At 35.2% G+C, this 17,619-nt stretch carries 14 protein-coding genes; 4 read left to right on the top strand and 10 right to left on the bottom strand.

Annotated features, from left to right (window positions below):
* Positions 1-27: 27 nt before the first annotated feature.
* Together QQS35_RS03825 and proB are read right to left on the bottom strand one after the other, a co-directional pair.
* Positions 28-1,272, bottom strand: a complete 1,245-nt coding sequence (locus QQS35_RS03825) for a glutamate-5-semialdehyde dehydrogenase (protein WP_285930504.1) — start codon at positions 1,270-1,272, stop codon at positions 28-30.
* On the bottom strand, positions 1,265-2,386 hold the full coding sequence (gene proB, locus QQS35_RS03820; protein WP_285930503.1) for a glutamate 5-kinase: 1,122 nt from the start codon (positions 2,384-2,386) through the stop codon (positions 1,265-1,267). The genes QQS35_RS03825 and proB overlap by 8 nt, the downstream gene beginning before the upstream one ends.
* A 546-nt stretch (positions 2,387-2,932) precedes the next feature.
* Between proB and QQS35_RS03815 the strand changes: the two genes are divergently transcribed.
* Positions 2,933-3,559 (top strand): YitT family protein, encoded by a 627-nt coding sequence (locus QQS35_RS03815; protein ID WP_285930502.1) that lies wholly within the window; start codon positions 2,933-2,935, stop codon positions 3,557-3,559.
* Positions 3,560-3,890: 331 nt separating this feature from the next.
* Here QQS35_RS03815 and QQS35_RS03810 read toward each other — a convergent pair whose 3' ends face one another.
* From QQS35_RS03810 to QQS35_RS03795, 4 genes are all read right to left on the bottom strand, one after another.
* The gene (locus QQS35_RS03810; RefSeq protein ID WP_331490651.1) at positions 3,891-4,175 is read right to left on the bottom strand and encodes a hypothetical protein; all 285 of its coding nucleotides are present in this window, start codon (positions 4,173-4,175) and stop codon (positions 3,891-3,893) included.
* Positions 4,176-4,189: 14 nt separating this feature from the next.
* Complete coding sequence (locus tag QQS35_RS03805; RefSeq protein ID WP_407933941.1) at positions 4,190-5,386, bottom strand: MFS transporter; 1,197 nt, start codon at positions 5,384-5,386, stop codon at positions 4,190-4,192.
* A gap of 172 nt (positions 5,387-5,558) precedes the next feature.
* On the bottom strand, positions 5,559-6,554 hold the full coding sequence (locus QQS35_RS03800) for an LLM class flavin-dependent oxidoreductase (protein WP_285930499.1): 996 nt from the start codon (positions 6,552-6,554) through the stop codon (positions 5,559-5,561).
* A gap of 84 nt (positions 6,555-6,638) precedes the next feature.
* Positions 6,639-7,712, bottom strand: coding sequence for a branched-chain amino acid aminotransferase (locus tag QQS35_RS03795; protein WP_285930496.1), 1,074 nt, complete (start codon positions 7,710-7,712; stop codon positions 6,639-6,641).
* A gap of 201 nt (positions 7,713-7,913) precedes the next feature.
* Between QQS35_RS03795 and QQS35_RS03790 the strand changes: the two genes are divergently transcribed.
* Together QQS35_RS03790 and QQS35_RS03785 are read left to right on the top strand one after the other, a co-directional pair.
* Positions 7,914-8,657, top strand: coding sequence for a CBS domain-containing protein (locus QQS35_RS03790; protein ID WP_285930495.1), 744 nt, complete (start codon positions 7,914-7,916; stop codon positions 8,655-8,657).
* Between the two features lie 42 nt (positions 8,658-8,699).
* Positions 8,700-9,113 (top strand): hypothetical protein, encoded by a 414-nt coding sequence (locus QQS35_RS03785; RefSeq protein WP_285930493.1) that lies wholly within the window; start codon positions 8,700-8,702, stop codon positions 9,111-9,113.
* An 87-nt stretch (positions 9,114-9,200) separates the two neighbouring features.
* Here QQS35_RS03785 and gltD read toward each other — a convergent pair whose 3' ends face one another.
* The gene (gltD, locus tag QQS35_RS03780) at positions 9,201-10,697 is read right to left on the bottom strand and encodes a glutamate synthase small subunit (RefSeq protein WP_285930492.1); all 1,497 of its coding nucleotides are present in this window, start codon (positions 10,695-10,697) and stop codon (positions 9,201-9,203) included.
* Positions 10,698-10,712: 15 nt separating this feature from the next.
* Positions 10,713-15,269 (bottom strand): glutamate synthase large subunit, encoded by a 4,557-nt coding sequence (gene gltB, locus QQS35_RS03775; RefSeq protein WP_285930491.1) that lies wholly within the window; start codon positions 15,267-15,269, stop codon positions 10,713-10,715.
* A 133-nt stretch (positions 15,270-15,402) separates the two neighbouring features.
* Here gltB and QQS35_RS03770 point away from each other — a divergent pair, with 133 nt between their 5' ends.
* The gene (locus tag QQS35_RS03770; protein WP_285930888.1) at positions 15,403-16,305 is read left to right on the top strand and encodes a LysR family transcriptional regulator; all 903 of its coding nucleotides are present in this window, start codon (positions 15,403-15,405) and stop codon (positions 16,303-16,305) included.
* Between the two features lie 219 nt (positions 16,306-16,524).
* Here the strand turns inward: QQS35_RS03770 and sspL are convergent, their stop codons facing one another.
* The gene (sspL, locus tag QQS35_RS03765; protein ID WP_285930489.1) at positions 16,525-16,665 is read right to left on the bottom strand and encodes a small, acid-soluble spore protein L; all 141 of its coding nucleotides are present in this window, start codon (positions 16,663-16,665) and stop codon (positions 16,525-16,527) included.
* Between the two features lie 57 nt (positions 16,666-16,722).
* The gene (locus tag QQS35_RS03760) at positions 16,723-17,601 is read right to left on the bottom strand and encodes a 5'-3' exonuclease (RefSeq protein WP_285930488.1); all 879 of its coding nucleotides are present in this window, start codon (positions 17,599-17,601) and stop codon (positions 16,723-16,725) included.
* Between the last annotated feature and the right edge of the window lie 18 nt (positions 17,602-17,619).

Raw genomic sequence — 17,619 nt, 5'->3', positions numbered from 1 at the left:
TACAGCGAATATTTTTTAGAAAGATGGTTATTTAATTTGTCCATTACCATACAATAAATATTTTGTTGAAGTTAAAGCTGGTAATCCCATGGGACCTCTCGCATGTAACTTTTGTGTACTTATACCAATTTCCGCTCCAAATCCAAATTCGAATCCATCTGTAAACCTAGTCGATGAATTATGATAAACTGCAGCTGCATCAATCGTATTCATAAATTCAACTACATGACTATCATCTTCTGAAATAATTGATTCTGAGTGTTTAGATCCGTATTTATTAATATGTTCTATTGCTTCTTCTGTGGATTCAACGATTTTAATAGCAACTATTTTATCTAAAAATTCCGTTTCCCAATCCAACTCTGTCGCAGCTAATATTCCGTTAATCTTTGCGTATATTTTTTTATCAGCACGTATTTCAACATCAGAATTTTTTAGTGCTAATACTAGTTCTTCAAGATATTTATCTGCCCATTTTTTATGAACTAGAATTGTTTCAATAGAGTTACATACGGATGGACGTTGTGTTTTTGCATTGATAGCAATATCGATAGCCATCCTAGCTTCAGCAGTTTCATCTATAAATAAATGACAATTTCCAGCTCCTGTTTCTAATACTGGTACCGTTGCTTGTGCCACTACAGTATCTATTAATTTCTTTCCACCTCGTGGAATTAATACATCTAAATAATCATTCATCTTAAACATTTGTGATGCCGTTTCTCTACTAGTATCCTCCACTAAGTGAACGGAGTCTAAAGGTAAATCTGACTTTTTAAGAGCATCATGGATAACTTTAACAATTGCTGTATTGGAATGTATTGCTGAAGAACTTCCTCTCAACAAAACTGCGTTACCTGTTTTTAAACATAAACTCGCAGCATCGACAGTAACATTTGGTCTTGCTTCATAAATCATTCCTACAACACCTAAAGGAACTCTTACTTGTTTAATTTGTAAGCCATTTGGTCTTTCCCATGAATCAATTAATTCACCAATTGGGTCATTTATCTCTATTAATTGTTTTAAAGCATCTGCCATATCATGGATTCGGTCCTCTGTTAATGCAAGTCGATCAATTAATGATTCATGAAATCCATTTTCTCTTCCGCTAGCAATATCTTTTTTATTTTCTTCAACGATAAAAGGAAGCTGATTAACTAATTCACTCGCTATTAAGAGAAGTGCATCATTTTTTTGTTTGGTTGTTTTCTTTGATAATTCGATTACACATGACTTCACTGCGCTTGCTTTTGTTTGTAAATCACTCATATAAATCCTCCTTAAGTGATAGTACTAGTCGATTGCGATGTATAGCTTCTGGTTTTTTTCGTTCAGTTTTTATCATAGCTTTCTGACTGCCCATCCCTTTTATTAAGTTTAATTCGTCAGCAGAGTAATTAACTTGGCCTTTAGCAATTATTTGTCTGTCTGTAACCACTTCAACCACTTCACCAACTTTGAAATTACCACTAACCGATTTAATACCGGCTGGAAGTAAGCTTTTTCCTTCATGTAAGATCGCATGTTCTGCTCCTTCATCAATTAATACTTTTCCTGAAATTGACGAATGAAAAGCAATCCATTGTTTTTGTTTACGTAAACTGTGGGTTTGTTTATCACCAATATAAGTACCATCACCATTCCCGTTCATAATTTCTAATAATTTATCAGGACCAAAACCTGTACCAACAAATACATTCACGCCTAGTGAAAGAGCTGTCTGTGCTGCCATGATTTTCGACTTCATTCCACCTGTTCCAAATTTAGAACCCGCTCCACTTGCCTGGTTCAATATTCGTGGAGAAATTACTTCTAAACGATTATAACGCTTAGCTGCTGGATTAGCATGTGGGTTCTCATCATATAATCCGTTAATGTCTGTTAACATAATTAAGAAATCCGCATTTACTAGCCCACTAACAAGTGCAGAAAGCATATCATTATCCCCGAAAGTTAATTCATCAATCGCAACTGTATCATTTTCATTAATAATTGGTAAAACCGATCGTTTTAGTAGTTCTGTCAATGTAGAATAAACATTTCCAAACTGTTCATTATTCACAAAAACATCTCTTGTTATGAGAAGTTGAGCTGCAACAATACCAAAAGATTTAAACGCTTCTGTATATGCTTGCACTAATAGACCTTGACCAACCGCTGCTGCTGCCTGTTTACCAGCTACCGTAACAGGTCTTGTAGGATAACCCAAGTCGCTAAATCCTGCCGATACTGCACCTGAAGATATTAAAATAACTTCATAATTCTTCTTTTTGAGACTTGCTAAGGCAGTAGCATGTTCTTTGATCTTCTTTTCACTTAAACTACCATATTTATCAGTTAATGAACTACTCCCAATCTTCACTACCACTCTTTTTTTAGCCACCTGAATCACGCCTTCATCATGTTTATTAAACGTCCTTCATTTTAATTGAGTACGATGATACACAATAAAACAAAAAACTCTTTCCATCCATTACAAATTAATGTAAAGGACGGAAAGAGTTTAACCGCGGTACCACCTCTTGTTGGCAAATAATGCCCACTTCATTCCCATAACGCCGGGTACCTGCGGTTAAGTTATTAGCTCAACAGCTCCGTAGGGTAGGTTCAATGTATGAAATAACGATGAAATCTTTCAGCCAATGGATTTCACTCTCTAACGTTTTCATAACATTTACTATTCCTCATCAACACTTTAAAATGTTTTGTTAAAAATATTATGCTTCACTACACTCCATATGTCAACACACAGGTTTCAGAAAAGTCTAACGATTCATTTATAAGCATTTTAATAAATTCTATTCTTTCTCATATTTAAACAAAAATTAAATACAATTAAATAAGACAAGCTAAACCTATTATTATGAAAGAGGGCGATCAATATGAGAAGCCTGTATAAACATTACCTAAGAAAAGTCGCAAAGAGAACATGAAGTATTTAACCCACCATTATTTCCTTATTACGTGCGGTAGTTTTATACAAGGGATGGCGATGTCCTTATTTCTTTTTCCTCATTCCATCCCTTCTGGTGGAGCAGCTGGAATTGCGGTTTTATTGAATTACTGGTTTGGTATCCCACTTAGCTTTGCTCTATGGTTTGTTAATTTTTCACTGCTTGTTTTAGCAATCTATTGGTTAGGAAATTCAAGTGCTATCGGGACAATGTATGCTATCACAATTACTTCCATAAGTGTTCACCTATTCAGTATGGACTTGTTTGTTCATTACTCTAATATATGGCTCGATCTTTTCATTGGTTCTGTTACTTTGGGCATTGGTGTAGGAATTCTTTTAAGGCAAAAGGTATCCAATGGTGGGATGGGTGTATTAGCTTTAATAATCGCAGTGCATCGAAATAGCTCCCCTGGAAAACCACTTCTTCTTTTAAATGGACTAATTTTTATTTTAACAGGTTCAATAATTCATTGGCCCATTGTATTCCAAGCAATCTTGTTGCAATTTGGTTCAACAAAAATTGTTGATATAGTGTACAACTTAAAGTTAATACCAAAAATCCCAAAAATAACTCCACCCGTTGTTTGGAGAAAAAAATAAATATGAACCTAATTCACAGGACAACTTTTAAATTTCTCCTTCTGTGCATTGTTTGATAAAACTTTTAAAGAATTATCTCTAATGAATTACCGATGGTTTCATTTCTTTTAGTACTATATGCTGGTGCACTTGGAATAAATAATGAATAGAAAAGATAACGTTACCTATTAGATTCCACCCAAAGCCGTTAGTTCTTCGTCGTCCTAGTACAAGGAACGGCCAATGCAATCTGGGGCCTACACCAGCCATAACTTCAGAAAAATAAAGGAAGTATCTCCTAAACCCTCAAAGGGTTCAGAATATAACAGGCTTACCTTTATGAAAATCGTTATTATTCTTCATTTTCTGCTTGAACTTCGACCTTTTTACCTCCGACCGATAAATAGGAGAATACATCTAGGTCCGGTTTTAACTTTGTTAAACCCTGTAAGTAGGGTTCAACAAGATCTTTAAAATCTTCTTCTACTCCTGCTTCTTCTAATTGACCATAAACGTACATTTTCTTTTCTTCCATTAAAAATGCCATATAACCTACAGCTTTATTTTTATCATTAACAATATTAAGCACTTGTGCATCTTGTTTTAAAAACTCTGGTGAAAAATATATTTGCAACATAACCACTCCTTCATCTATTCCGTAGTTAATTGAAGTTTTTTAAATAAAGATTTTGATGATTGATCAGATTGTGATGGATTATTTTTCACATGAATCAATACTAGACATAAAAAAGCAACAATGAATGTTAAACCTGCTGTGCTGAGGAACATCCAATTTCGTGACATCTCCATAAGCCAACCATATATTGGTGGACCGGCAGCTACGCCTAGAAAACGAACGGAACCATACAATGATGTAACAAAGCCTCTTCTCGATTTACCTACAGATCCTGTAATAAGACTATTTAAACAAGGAAGGACTAATCCCGTACCAATACTACTTACTACTAATACCGAAAAGAAAGGAATTAAATTTGTAAATAAAGTTAAAGTCCCAAAAGAAGCTGTCATTAATAATAAGCCAAGTATAATTAATCTTTTCATTATTTTTAAATTTTTACCTATATGGCTTCCTGTAAGAAAAGAGGTAGTCATTAAAAAAAGCAAGGGAATAGCTAATATAGCACCCTTTAACACACCAACTATATCATGTTCATCTTCCAAAACATTTGATATATAAAATAAAATACCAAATAAAGTAAATAAGCACGTAGCTCCTGCTAAGTAAGTAGTAAAAAGCCATCTTCCTTCCTGTTTAAATACAGAAAATAGTCCTTTTACGTAGTTTCCAATGGAAGGTGGTTCTTTTTTCTTCTTCTTTTCTTTTACAAACAGAGCGGTTAGAAGTACTGATATCAGACAGAAAATAGGAAATCCCCAAAAAGGTCCATGCCAAACTAATAGTGCTAAAAGTGAACCTACAATCGGAGAAAGTACTTTACCAAATCCATTTGAAGCCTCAACCAAGCCTAAAACTTTACTTTGTTCTCCGCCTTTAAACAAATCACCAGTTAAAGCCATAGCAATTGGTGCGGTACCGGCAGCCCCGATACCTTGCATAGCTCGCCCAACCATAATCCATAGATAGGCACTATTAAACCATGCAGACGCCATACCCGCTAATAATCCACCTAAACCGTATAAAATCAATGCAGGTACAATAATTACCTTTCGAGAAAAACGATCTGAAAAGTAACCTAAGATAGGTATGAAAATTGCAGCAGTTATCGAAAATATTGTTATTGTAAGACTGACTTGGAAGGAACTTAAATTTAATTCTGACTCCATCTTAGGTAAAATAGGTATTAACATCGAGTTCCCTAACGTCATTATTAACGGTATAGAGCTAATAGCTAATATGGTTAATCCTTGTTTTGATTTTGCCAAAAGATACTATAGCCCCTTTCTTTACATTTAATTTTTTATGACAAGATTATTATGATACTAGACCTGATAAATAATACACTGGTGATTAATGCAAAAAACACCCTAATAGGTGTTTTTAAAATGAAATATTAGCGATTAATTCATAAGATTTCAATCGAGATCTGTAGTCATTGGTAATCGTTACAATCATAATTTCATCTGCATCATATTCATATTTGATCTTTGATAGTTGTTTTTTTACATCTATTGGGTTACCAACCACCATTTTTGATCTTGTTTCTTTTATTTTATTATTTTCTTCCGTAGTTAATGATTGGATAACCTTCTTCAAATTTTTTGTTGAAAGGTCAAGCTTTTCTTCTCTAACTTGAATTACCGTTTTCAAACAATATAATAAAGCTAAGTCTTCTGCTCTCTCACTAGTTTTAGCGCAAATAGCATTAACAGTTACAATACAATATGGCTTTTTCAAGTTCTTATTCACAGTAAACATATTCTTATAGGAATGAACAACATCCATTCCGTCTTGTTCACTCATAAAATGAGCAAAAGCATAAGCGGTCCCTAGTTCCGCTGCAAGTACAGCACTTTTGCTACTAGTACCCAAAATCCAAGGTTGAGGAGGGTTAATCGGCTTTGGTAATGCCCGTGTTGTAGAATAAAAATGATTTTTCGGAAAGTCATCATATAAAAAGTGAAAAAGTTGAGTTACTTTTTCTGGAAATTTTTTTACATTTTCTAGAAAGTTACCAGAAAGAGCAATAGAAGCTTCTGCAGAACCTCCAGGTGCTCTTCCGATACCTAAATCGATTCGATCAGGAAATAATGTTGCAAGCATATTAAATGTTTCTGCTATTTTGTATGGCTTATAATGTGGTAATAGTATAGCACCCGATCCAATCTTAATGGAGTTAGTCTTAGCTGCGATTAAAGTAAGCATTACTTCTGGCACAGAACTAGCTAATTGTTCCATACCATGATGTTCAGCAATCCAATAACGGGTGTAACCAAGCTTTTCACCATTTTGAGCAAGTTTCACAGATGCTTTTAATGCCTCTGCAGCACTTTTACCATCCATAACAGGGGATTGATCTAAGATACTTAATTTCATTCTCAAGACTCCTTAATATATAATAACTGTATCCATTAAAGAAGCAAAAAAACACCCTTTTTCCAGGGTGCCTCCCACTATATACTATTCAACTTTTTCGGTCCATCCGAACGGATCTGACTCAGTGCCATACTGAATACCAGTAAGTGTATCATACAATTTTTTTGAAATTTCTCCTGTTTCACCTTGGTTAATTTTCATTTGCTCCCCTTGCCAAGCAAGCACTCCGATTGGAGAAATGACAGCAGCAGTTCCTGCACCAAAAGCTTCCTCAAGTAATCCAGCTTTGTAGGCTTCATATACTTCATCCATAGATATTTTCCGCTCATAAACAGGGACATTCCAATGCGTTAACAGTTGAATAACAGAATTTCTAGTCACACCTTCTAAAATACTACCATTTAATTCTGGAGTGATAACTTCTCCATTAATTTTGAAAAACACATTCATGCTTCCCACTTCTTCAATATATTTCTTTTCTAATCCATCTAGCCATAAAACTTGAGCGTATCCTTCATTCGACACTAGCTCCTGCGCTTTTAAGCTAGAAGCATAATTACCTGCGGTCTTAGCTTCACCAGTACCACCCTTTACAGCACGTACAAAATCATTTTCAACAGAAATTTTGACGGGATTTATCCCTTCTTTGTAGTACGCTCCTACGGGTGACAAGATAACAATAAATTGATATGTCTTTGAAGGTGCTACGCCTAAATAAGCCTCATTCGATATAATAAACGGTCGTATATATAAAGAGGTACCTGGTGCAGTTGGAATCCAATCCTTTTCCAAATTAACTAATTCTTTGATTGCTTTTAACGCTAAACTTTCGTCAATTTGTGGAATACACATACGATTATTAGACCGATTTAATCGTTCCATGTTTTTCTCTGGCCTAAATAAACGAACTTCTCCTTGCTTTGTTACATATGCTTTTAGGCCTTCAAACACTGTTTGTCCATAATGAAACACGATAGACGCTGGATCTAAAGTGAGCGATTGATAAGGAACAATTCTTGGACTATGCCATCCACTTCCTTCAGTATAATCTAAAATAAACATATGATCTGTAAAAACACGACCAAATTCAAGTTGGTCTGCTGCTGGTTTTGCTTTTTTAGTGTTACTTAAATGAACTTTTATAGTTTTTTCTTCCATTATGACTACCCCTTGTAGAAAAAATTCGATAACTTATAAGTAAGATTTCGATTAAATTATCTATAGAGACTATTTTATTACTATTTACATAGATAAGACAACTAATTACTATTAAAAAATTCAAACTATTTAATATTTGTTTGTTATTCAACCGACATAATTATGATACTATATTAGTATCGTTTTTAAGGAGGTTTTAGATTGTTGAAAGATAAAGAAACAAGTGTATATAGATTTGAAATTGCTTTTAATCGAATCCATAAAAAACTGACGGATCTAGTTAAACAATCTAGTGATTATATTTCCTATGGAGATGTTCTGCATTTAGCTCGTAACTCTCACAATGTAGTTCGTACTAATTATGATACGTTAAAACAATTTGGTCGATTGAGAAATGCTTTAGTACACCAGAAAATAAGAGAAGACTTTTATATAGCAGAACCACATTTAGAAGTAGTAGAAGAAATTGAGCGTTTATGTGAGTTAATTCATAAACCCCCTTTGGCACTATCGATTGCATCACAACCAGTAACAGTTTTCACTCCTGGTACTCCACTTGAAGTAATCCTACGTACAATTAAAGAATACGGATACTCTCAGTTACCCATATATGAAAATAGTCATTTTCGAGGTTTGTTAACAGTTGGTGGTATTGCAAAATGGATGTCTAACCAACTATCTAATAGTCAAATCATGGTTGCTAATATAAAAGCTCGTGATATTCTACTTTATGAAAAAAAACACAATGTAGAATTTTTAAGTAGGCAAAGTTCCATCTATGACTTGGAAACTGTTTTCGAAGAAAGTTTTGAAAAAAATATGAAACTAGAGGCTATTTTAATTACCCAAACTGGCTCCAGAGACCAAAAACCAATAGGAATTGTAACATCTTGGGATTTAGTTCAAATCGACCGTACTTCACTAACAATAGCTAGTCACGTTTAAATTAAAAGGAAAGAAATTTAAAATTGAGGAGGGATATCTCACATGAAGGAAGTTATAAAAGTCTTAGCTGAAATTGTAAATAGTACGCATGACTTACTTATCGTTATATTCAATAACCTAGGTTTTCAACTTACAGATAAAGCATTACATTTCTGGATTATTGGTTTTATAGGAATTATTACCTATTTCATTGTCTATGCCTGCTTTAAAATACTTGAAAAACTGAAATGGAGTACAACCTTTTTTTCTTTCATCTATACATTTACAATAATGCTCGTACTCGTTTTTGCGATTGAAATTCAACAAGCTATAACGAATCGCGGAAATATGGAATTTGCAGATGCTGTAATTGGCCTTTGGGGATTTCTTGTATTTTTTATTGTTTATGCATTAATAGCCATTATTGTTTATCTAATCATTCATTATGTAAAAAAAAGAAAGAAAACATTTTTTTAATTTGATAAATAAGGTTAATTTTTGATGTTTATCCTTTTATATTCCATAATAAAAAACCGATTCAAAATTGAATCGGTTTTTTACTTTTTACATTGATGCTACTGTAGGTAATGAAGTTTCACCCATCAAGTATTGATCTACAGAATAAGCTACTTCGCGTCCTTCATTAATTGCCCAAACAATTAAACTTTGTCCTCTTCTTGCATCACCCGCTGCAAACACACCATCTACATTTGTAGAAAAATCACCATAGGCAGCCTCTATTTTTTTATTAACAGTATTAACACCAAATTCATTTAGGATTGGTTGCTCTGGACCTTCAAATCCAATAGCAATTAACACTAGTTGTGCAGGCCAAACTTTTTCAGTACCCGGTATTTCTTCGTACACAAACATACCAGTTTCGTCTCTTGTTTTCTTCATTTCTATCGTATGCAATTCCTTCAAATTACCATTCTCATCAGCTACAAATTTTTTCGTTTGAATAGAATATTGACGAACATCTTCACCAAATTTAGCTTTAGCTTCTTTATGTGCATACTCTAAGCTAAACACTTGTGGAAATTCGGGCCACATATTCTGAGAACTACGCGCTAAAGGTAATTGTGGGTGTTTACCAAATTGAACAACGCTATTAGCACCATGACGTAATGCAGTTGCAATACAGTCAGCACCAGTATCTCCACCACCGATAACAATAACATCTTTACCTTTGGCATCAATGTATTTTCCGTCTTCTAAATTAGAGTCTAATAGACTTTTAGTAGACTCTGTTAAATAATCCATTGCAAAATGGACGCCCTCTGCTTCGCGGCCTTTAATAACAAGGTCTCTTTGCTTTTGTGCTCCAGTGCATACAATCACAGAATCATATTTTTCTTTTAATTCATCACCAGAGATGTCTTTTCCAACTTCAGTATTAAGTACAAAATCAACACCTTCTTGTTCAAGTAACTTGATACGACGCTCTACAACGTCTTTCTCTAATTTCATATTAGGAATACCGTAAGTTAATAGTCCACCGGCACGATCCGCACGCTCAAAAACCGTCACAGAATGTCCAGCTTGATTCAACTGATCTGCACTTGCCATTCCAGCAGGTCCAGAGCCAATAATAGCTACCTTTTTACCAGTACGTACCTCAGGAATACGAGGTGTTATCCAACCATTCTCAAAACCTTTATCAATAATAGCCTGTTCAATATTTTTAATAGCTACTGCAGGATCTGAGATTGCAACTGTACAAGAACCTTCACAAGGTGCAGGACATACACGTCCCGTGAATTCAGGAAAGTTATTTGTTTTCATTAAACGTTCTAATGCTTCTTTCCATTGTCCTTTATATACTAAGTCGTTCCATTCTGGTATTAAATTGTAAACCGGGCAACCTGACGTTGCCCCCCCAATTTCCATACCTATATGACAGAAAGGTGTACCGCAGTCCATACAACGGGCCCCTTGTCTGCTCATTACTTCATCAGTGAAAGGAGCAGAATATTCTTTCCAGTCGTCTAAACGTTCGATAGGATCTCGTTCAATCGCTTCTTCACGCTTAATCTCCATAAAACCTGTTGCTTTTCCCATATTCTTATCTCCTTTCTACTGTACAATCAAATTTTTAATTTTTTTAGGTTTTACTGTTTTATTTTCTTTTTTAGCTAAAAAGGCACTCATCTTAGCTTCTTCTTCTGACTCACCCGCATCGATAAATGCTTGAATCTGATTCAATACATGTTTATAATCTTTTGGAATTACTTTAACAATATTATCGATAGATTTATTCCAATCTTCTAATATATTTATAGCTTTACTACTATTAGTGTAATCAACATGTTTTTGAAGCATATCTTTAACTTCGCTAATTTCATCTTTATCACTTAGTGTTTCGAATTCTATCATTTCCATGTTACTTAAACTCTTGAATTTTTCTTTATCATTGGCATACACATAAGCTATACCACCAGACATACCAGCACCAAAGTTTTTCCCTACATCACCAAGAACAACAACCCGTCCCCCGGTCATGTATTCACAGCCATGGTCACCGATTCCTTCAACAACAACATTTGCTCCACTATTACGTACGGCAAAACGCTCACCAGCCATACCATTAATATAAGCTTCACCACTCGTTGCTCCGTAGAAACAGACATTACCAGCAATGACGTTATCACTAGGTGTAATCGTTGATTCTTTTGGTGAAGAAACTACTATCTTACCACCTGAAAGACCTTTTCCAACATAGTCATTTGCGTCACCATTTAACAGTAAGGACATTCCTTTTGGTACAAAAGCTCCAAAACTCTGACCTGCTGAACCATTAAATCGAAGTGTAATCGTATCATCTGGTAGACCTATTTCACCATAACGTTTTGAAATTTCACTTCCGACAATAGTACCTGTTACACGATTTGTGTTTTTAATTGGGAACGTTAAGTCTACTTTTTCCTTGTCGTCGATTGCAGACTGTACTGCAGGTAATATTTCTCGAATATCTAATGATTGATCAATTTTATGATTTGGTGATGTTTTTCGCGTACGAATTCCCTTTACTTGGTATAGTAAAGTTGAAAGATCTAAATACTTTGCTTTCCAATGATCTTTTGCTCTATCACTAACACCAAGCACATCTGTACGACCAACCATTTCATCAATAGTTTTAAAACCAAGTTGTGCCATAATTTCGCGTAATTCTTCAGCTACAAAACGCATATAGTTAACAATATGATCTGGGTCACCTGTGAATTTCTTACGAAGCTCTGGACTTTGTGTTGCTACACCCACAGGGCACGTATCCATATGACAAACTCTCATCATTACACAACCAAGTACAACAAGAGGTGCAGTAGCAAAACCAAATTCTTCAGCTCCAAGTAGAGCTGCCATTGCAACATCTTTACCAGTTAATAGTTTACCGTCCGTTTCTAGCACAACACGTTCACGTAAACCATTCAGCATTAGTGTTTGATGTGCTTCTGCTAATCCAAGTTCCCATGGAAGACCAGTGTGCTTAATGCTCGTCTTTGGAGAGGCACCTGTTCCTCCATCATAGCCAACAACTGAAATAACATCTGCATTACCTTTAGCCACACCAGCAGCAATGGTTCCAACACCAGCTTTAGCAACAAGTTTCACACTAATTCTTGCATCACGGTTACCATTCTTTAAGTCATGAATTAATTGTGCTAAATCCTCAATCGAATAAATATCATGGTGTGGAGGTGGTGAAATAAGATCTACACCTGGAGTTGAACCACGAACACCTGCAACCCACGGATAAACTTTTTTACCAGGTAGCTGTCCACCCTCACCAGGTTTGGCACCTTGAGCCATTTTAATTTGTAATTCATCAGAATTAACTAGATAATGACTACTTGCACCAAATCGACCAGATGCGATTTGTTTAATCGCACTTCTTCTTAAATCACCATTTTCATCGACAATATAACGATTAGAGTCTTCTCCACCCTCACCACTATTACTTTTACCACCTAAACGGTTCATAGCAATAGCTAGTGCCTCGTGGGCTTCTTGGCTTAACGAACCAAATGACATTGCACCTGTTTTAAACCTTTTTACAATAGAGTCAACAGATTCTACTTCATCGATTGAAATTGATTGGCTAGTCTTGAACGAGAATAAATTCCGTAAGAAACCTATACGTTCTTCGTCAGCTGCCTTTGAAAATTCTTTAAAAAGACTATAGTCACCTCTACGACAAGCCCATTGCAATGTATGGATTGTTTTTGGATTAAACGCATGGTGCTCTCCAGTTTTTCTCCATTGGAAATCACTACCTGGCTCTAGAGTTTGATCAATAGCTTTTTTATACCCACTTTGATGACGTAGTAACGTTTCTTTCGCTATGATATCTAATCCAATTCCGTCAATTTGCGAAGCTGTCCCCGTAAAGTGTTGATCGATTACTTTTTTACTTACTCCGACCGCTTCAAAAATCTGAGCTCCACGATAACTTTGAACAGTTGAAATACCCATTTTAGACATTACTTTAATAACACCTTCTGTAACGCCATCAATATAGTTTCTTACTGCTTCATCATAAGTTAACGTTAAATTACCACGTTCAATTTCATGCCTGTACGTTTCAAAAGCTAAATAAGGAGTTATTGCGTCAACACCATAACCTAACAGAGCAGCAAAATGATGCACTTCTCTTGTTTCTCCGGTTTCTGCAATAATACTCACTTTAGTTCTACTACCTTGACGTACAAGATATTGGTGTAGTCCACTAATTACTAATAAAGCAGGAATAGGAGCGTTGTCTACATCCATATTACGATCAGATAATATTAACAAGTTTGCCCCAGACTTTATAGCTTGATCAGCTTCATGGAAGACTGCTTGTAATCCAGTATCCACATCATCTGTAAATAACGCATCAATTGTTTTACTCGTAAACCCGTCATAATGATTATCTTTTAGTTCATTTAGTTGATGATTTGATAATACTGGTGATTCTAACTGAATACGACTACAATTTGTTTCGTCTGGTTGTAGGATATTCCCCTCAGGTCCCAATAACGACATTGTAGATGTAACTATTTGCTCCCGATAAGCATCAATCGGTGGATTCGTAACTTGTGCAAATAATTGCTTAAAGTAATTGAACAACGATTGTGGACGTTCAGACAAAACAGCAAGCGGCATATCATTACCCATTGCTCCAATTGGGTCTTTTCCTTGAGTAACAATTGGGGCTAAGTACTTCTCAATGTCTTCCGTTGTGTAGCCAAAAGCTTTTTGTCTAGAAAACAAATTATCTATAGGCTTTTCTGTATCACTGGTCACAGTATCGTTTAATTTAACTAGTTTTTCGTCTAACCATTTTTGATATGGTTGTTCTTGAGCGATTTTACTTTTTATTTCTTCATCAGCGATAATGCGCCCCTCTTCTAAATCAATAAGAAGCATTTTCCCAGGACTTAAACGATCTTTATATAAAACATTCTCTTCCTCAACATCGATTACCCCAACTTCGGAAGAATAAATAATATAATCATCTTTTGTTACATAGTATCTAGCAGGACGTAATCCATTTCTATCTAGAATGGCTCCTATTTGTTTTCCGTCAGTGAAAGTAATGGATGTTGGTCCATCCCATTGCTCCATTAAACAGCTGTGATACTCATAAAAAGCTCTTTTTTCTTTAGATATATGAGGATTCTTTTTCCAAGGTTCAGGTATTAACATCATTGCTGCATGAGCCGGTGTTCTTCCTGCTAATGTAAAGAATTCTAATGCATTATCTAATGTAGAGGAATCACTTCCATCCGCATTTAAAATTGGAAGTAGTTTATTTAAATCATCACCAAAAGCATTAGAAACAAATTGTTGTTCACGCGCTCTCATCCAGTTAATGTTACCGCGCATCGTATTAATCTCACCATTGTGAATAAGATAACGGTTTGGATGGGCACGTTCCCAACTTGGAAATGTATTTGTACTAAACCTTGAGTGTACAAGTGAAAAAGCAGAAACAAAATCTTCATCTTGTAATTCTAAATAAAACTCATCTACTTGTGTCGGCGTTAACAAGCCCTTATATACAATTGTTCTGTTAGATAGACTAGCAAAATAAAAACGTAATTCGCGTTCGTTTGCCCAGTTTTCGGCTTGTTTTCTAATTACATATAATTTACGTTCGAATGATAATTCATCCGTGATATCGTCATTTGCACCAATAAACACTTGTCGAACAACCGGACATGTTTCCTGCGCTTTTAAACCCACTTTACTAGGATCAGTGGGTACTGTGCGCCATCCTAATAGTTGCTGACCCTCTTGTTCTATAAATTTATTAACCTGATTTTCTATTTCAATTCTTTCTTGTTCATCATCAGAAAAGAAAACCATTCCAACGCCATAGCGTCCTTTTTCTGGTAACTTTAATTCAGGTAAAACTTTATGAAAATATTTATCCGGTATCTGAACCATTAGTCCAGCGCCGTCCCCTGTATTCGGATCACTACCTTGACCACCACGGTGATCTAATTGACATAGCATTTCTAATCCTTTTTTTACTATGTCATGTGTAGCTAAGCCTTTTATATGTGCATACAAACCAATTCCACATGCATCATGCTCGAATTCAGGACGGTATAGCCCCTGTGCTTTAGGCATCTGATTGTAACTCATCTTATACGCCCCCCATTTACTCATTACTTTTAAGGTCTCTAATCTCATTGTAGGTTTTCTTATTCATCCAAACAATATATAATATAGATTATAATCATCTGTTTTTGAGATGAATCGGATTGGAGTGGTCAAAATAGAACTAAGACAACTACGTTATTTTATGGAAGTGGCTGAACGTGAACATGTGTCAGAAGCAGCAGCACACCTGCATGTAGCACAATCAGCAATTAGTAGACAAATCGCTAATTTAGAGGCCGAACTTGGAGTTTCGTTATTCGAACGTGAAGGTAGAAATGTGAAGTTAACCCATATAGGTAGAGTTTTTTTAACGCATACCAAAACTGCAATGAAAGCAATTGAACATGCAAAAAAACAAATAGATGAGTATATTGATCCGGAACGGGGAACGATTAAAATTGGTTTTCCAACCAGTTTAGCTAGTCATTTACTCCCTACCGTGGTATCTGAATTTAAAAAAAAGCACCCTAAAATTGCCTTTCAATTGAGACAAGGTTCGTATAATTTTTTGATTGAATCGGTCGTTAATCGTGAAATTGATGTTGCATTTCTTGGTCCTGTCCCATCAGATCACCCAGAAGTAAAAGGAAATATTCTTTTTACTGAAGACCTTTGTGCACTAGTACCAAGTACACATCCATTAGCAGAGAAAGATAGTATAAATTTACGCGATTTACGTGAAGAGCCATTTGTTTTATTTCCTAAAGGATACATTTTGCATAAATTAGTGATAGACGGATGTAAACAAGCTGGGTTTAAACCAAATGTAACTTCTGAAGGTGAGGACTTGGATGCCATCAAAGGATTAGTTGCTGCAGGCATTGGCCTAACATTACTTCCAGAAAGCGCCTTTAGTGAAGGGAAGACACTTTACACGAAAAAGATAAGAATTCATACACCAGAACTCAGACGAACAGTTGGAATTATAATACCTAAACATAGAAACCTAGCACCATCTGAAAAAGTTTTTTATGACTTTGTAAAAGATTTCTTCTCTATGCTCCAACAGTTTCAATAATAAAGTTTGAATCTAGTTTGAGCATCAACGAAGAAACCATGAACTTTTAACATTCACTTTTCATACTAATAACAAGTTTCATTAAAAAAGCGGAAGCGCCTTGCTCAACTCCGACAAGCTTAAGACCTCGAGGGGGCGCTGTAGCTAGACATCTTAGAATTTTTTGAAATTTTCTTAGCTTTTAAAAAAGAAAAAGATAAGGTTATAGAACCCATAACCTTATCTTTTTGTATTTGATTTTTTTGCTTTATGTTCCAACTTTGATTCTGGCCGTTGATTGGCTACATCTTCTGATATTCCTTGAGGATTAACACTTGATGTTGGTCTTCCGTCTTTTCTAATATTTCTTTTTTCACTCATGTCATAACACCTCCAGATTTTAGTGTTTGATAAAAGTGAATTTTTATTCCTTTTCAATTAAATTACCTTGTTCATCCACCTTGATACGTTTTTAAATTCTAAATCTTCCAACTTAGTCACTACACGTTCATTGTCCATCCTCCAAAGAGCATCCTCTAGAGAACAAGAAATTGGAACTTCACAGTGAATTTTCGCTAAGTTTCTAGACAAGTGTAACATTTCTAGATTTTCCTCAATTTTCTTTTTAATGCCTTTAGAGACATTGTCCAAGTTATTTAATAATTCATCAATGGAACCAAATTCTTTTATTAATTTCAACGCTGTTTTTTCGCCTATTCCTTTTACTCCAGGGTAATTATCAGATGAATCTCCCATAAGTCCCTTTAAATCAATAACCTGTAATGGCAAGATCCCCTTTTGTTCATGGAAAGTGTCATGCGTATGAACGTCATAGTTTCCTGTTCCCTTCTTCATAAGAGCGACAGAAACTCGTTTATCCACTAACTGCAACATATCTTGATCACCAGTAACAATTAGAACATCCTGCTCTTTACTATAATGGTTAGCCAATGTTCCAATACAATCGTCTGCTTCATATCCTTTAATTCCTATATTCGGAACTTCAAATGCTTCGACTACTTCCTTAATTAAATCAAACTGTGGAACTAACTCAATAGGCGGTTCACCTCGATTAGATTTATATTGATCATATATTTCTGAACGAAACGTTTTACTACCCATATCCCAACAACATATAACATGGCTAGGAGAAAATGTCTGAATAGAGTCTATGAAATAATTAAGAAATCCATAGATGCCATTTGTCGGTATTCCTTTACTATTTATCATAAAATTACCTGTATATGCTGTAGCATAGAATCCCCTAAAAAGTAACGCCATTCCATCGACAAGCAAAACTTTACTATTATCATTCATAAAATCTTTCCCTTTATA

It is taken from the genome of Aquibacillus rhizosphaerae (genome assembly GCF_030282825.1).
In the GTDB taxonomy this organism is placed as follows: domain Bacteria; phylum Bacillota; class Bacilli; order Bacillales; family Amphibacillaceae; genus Aquibacillus_C; species Aquibacillus_C rhizosphaerae.
Note: the sequence above shows the minus strand (reverse complement) of the source record. Positions and strands in the feature narration are given on the sequence as shown.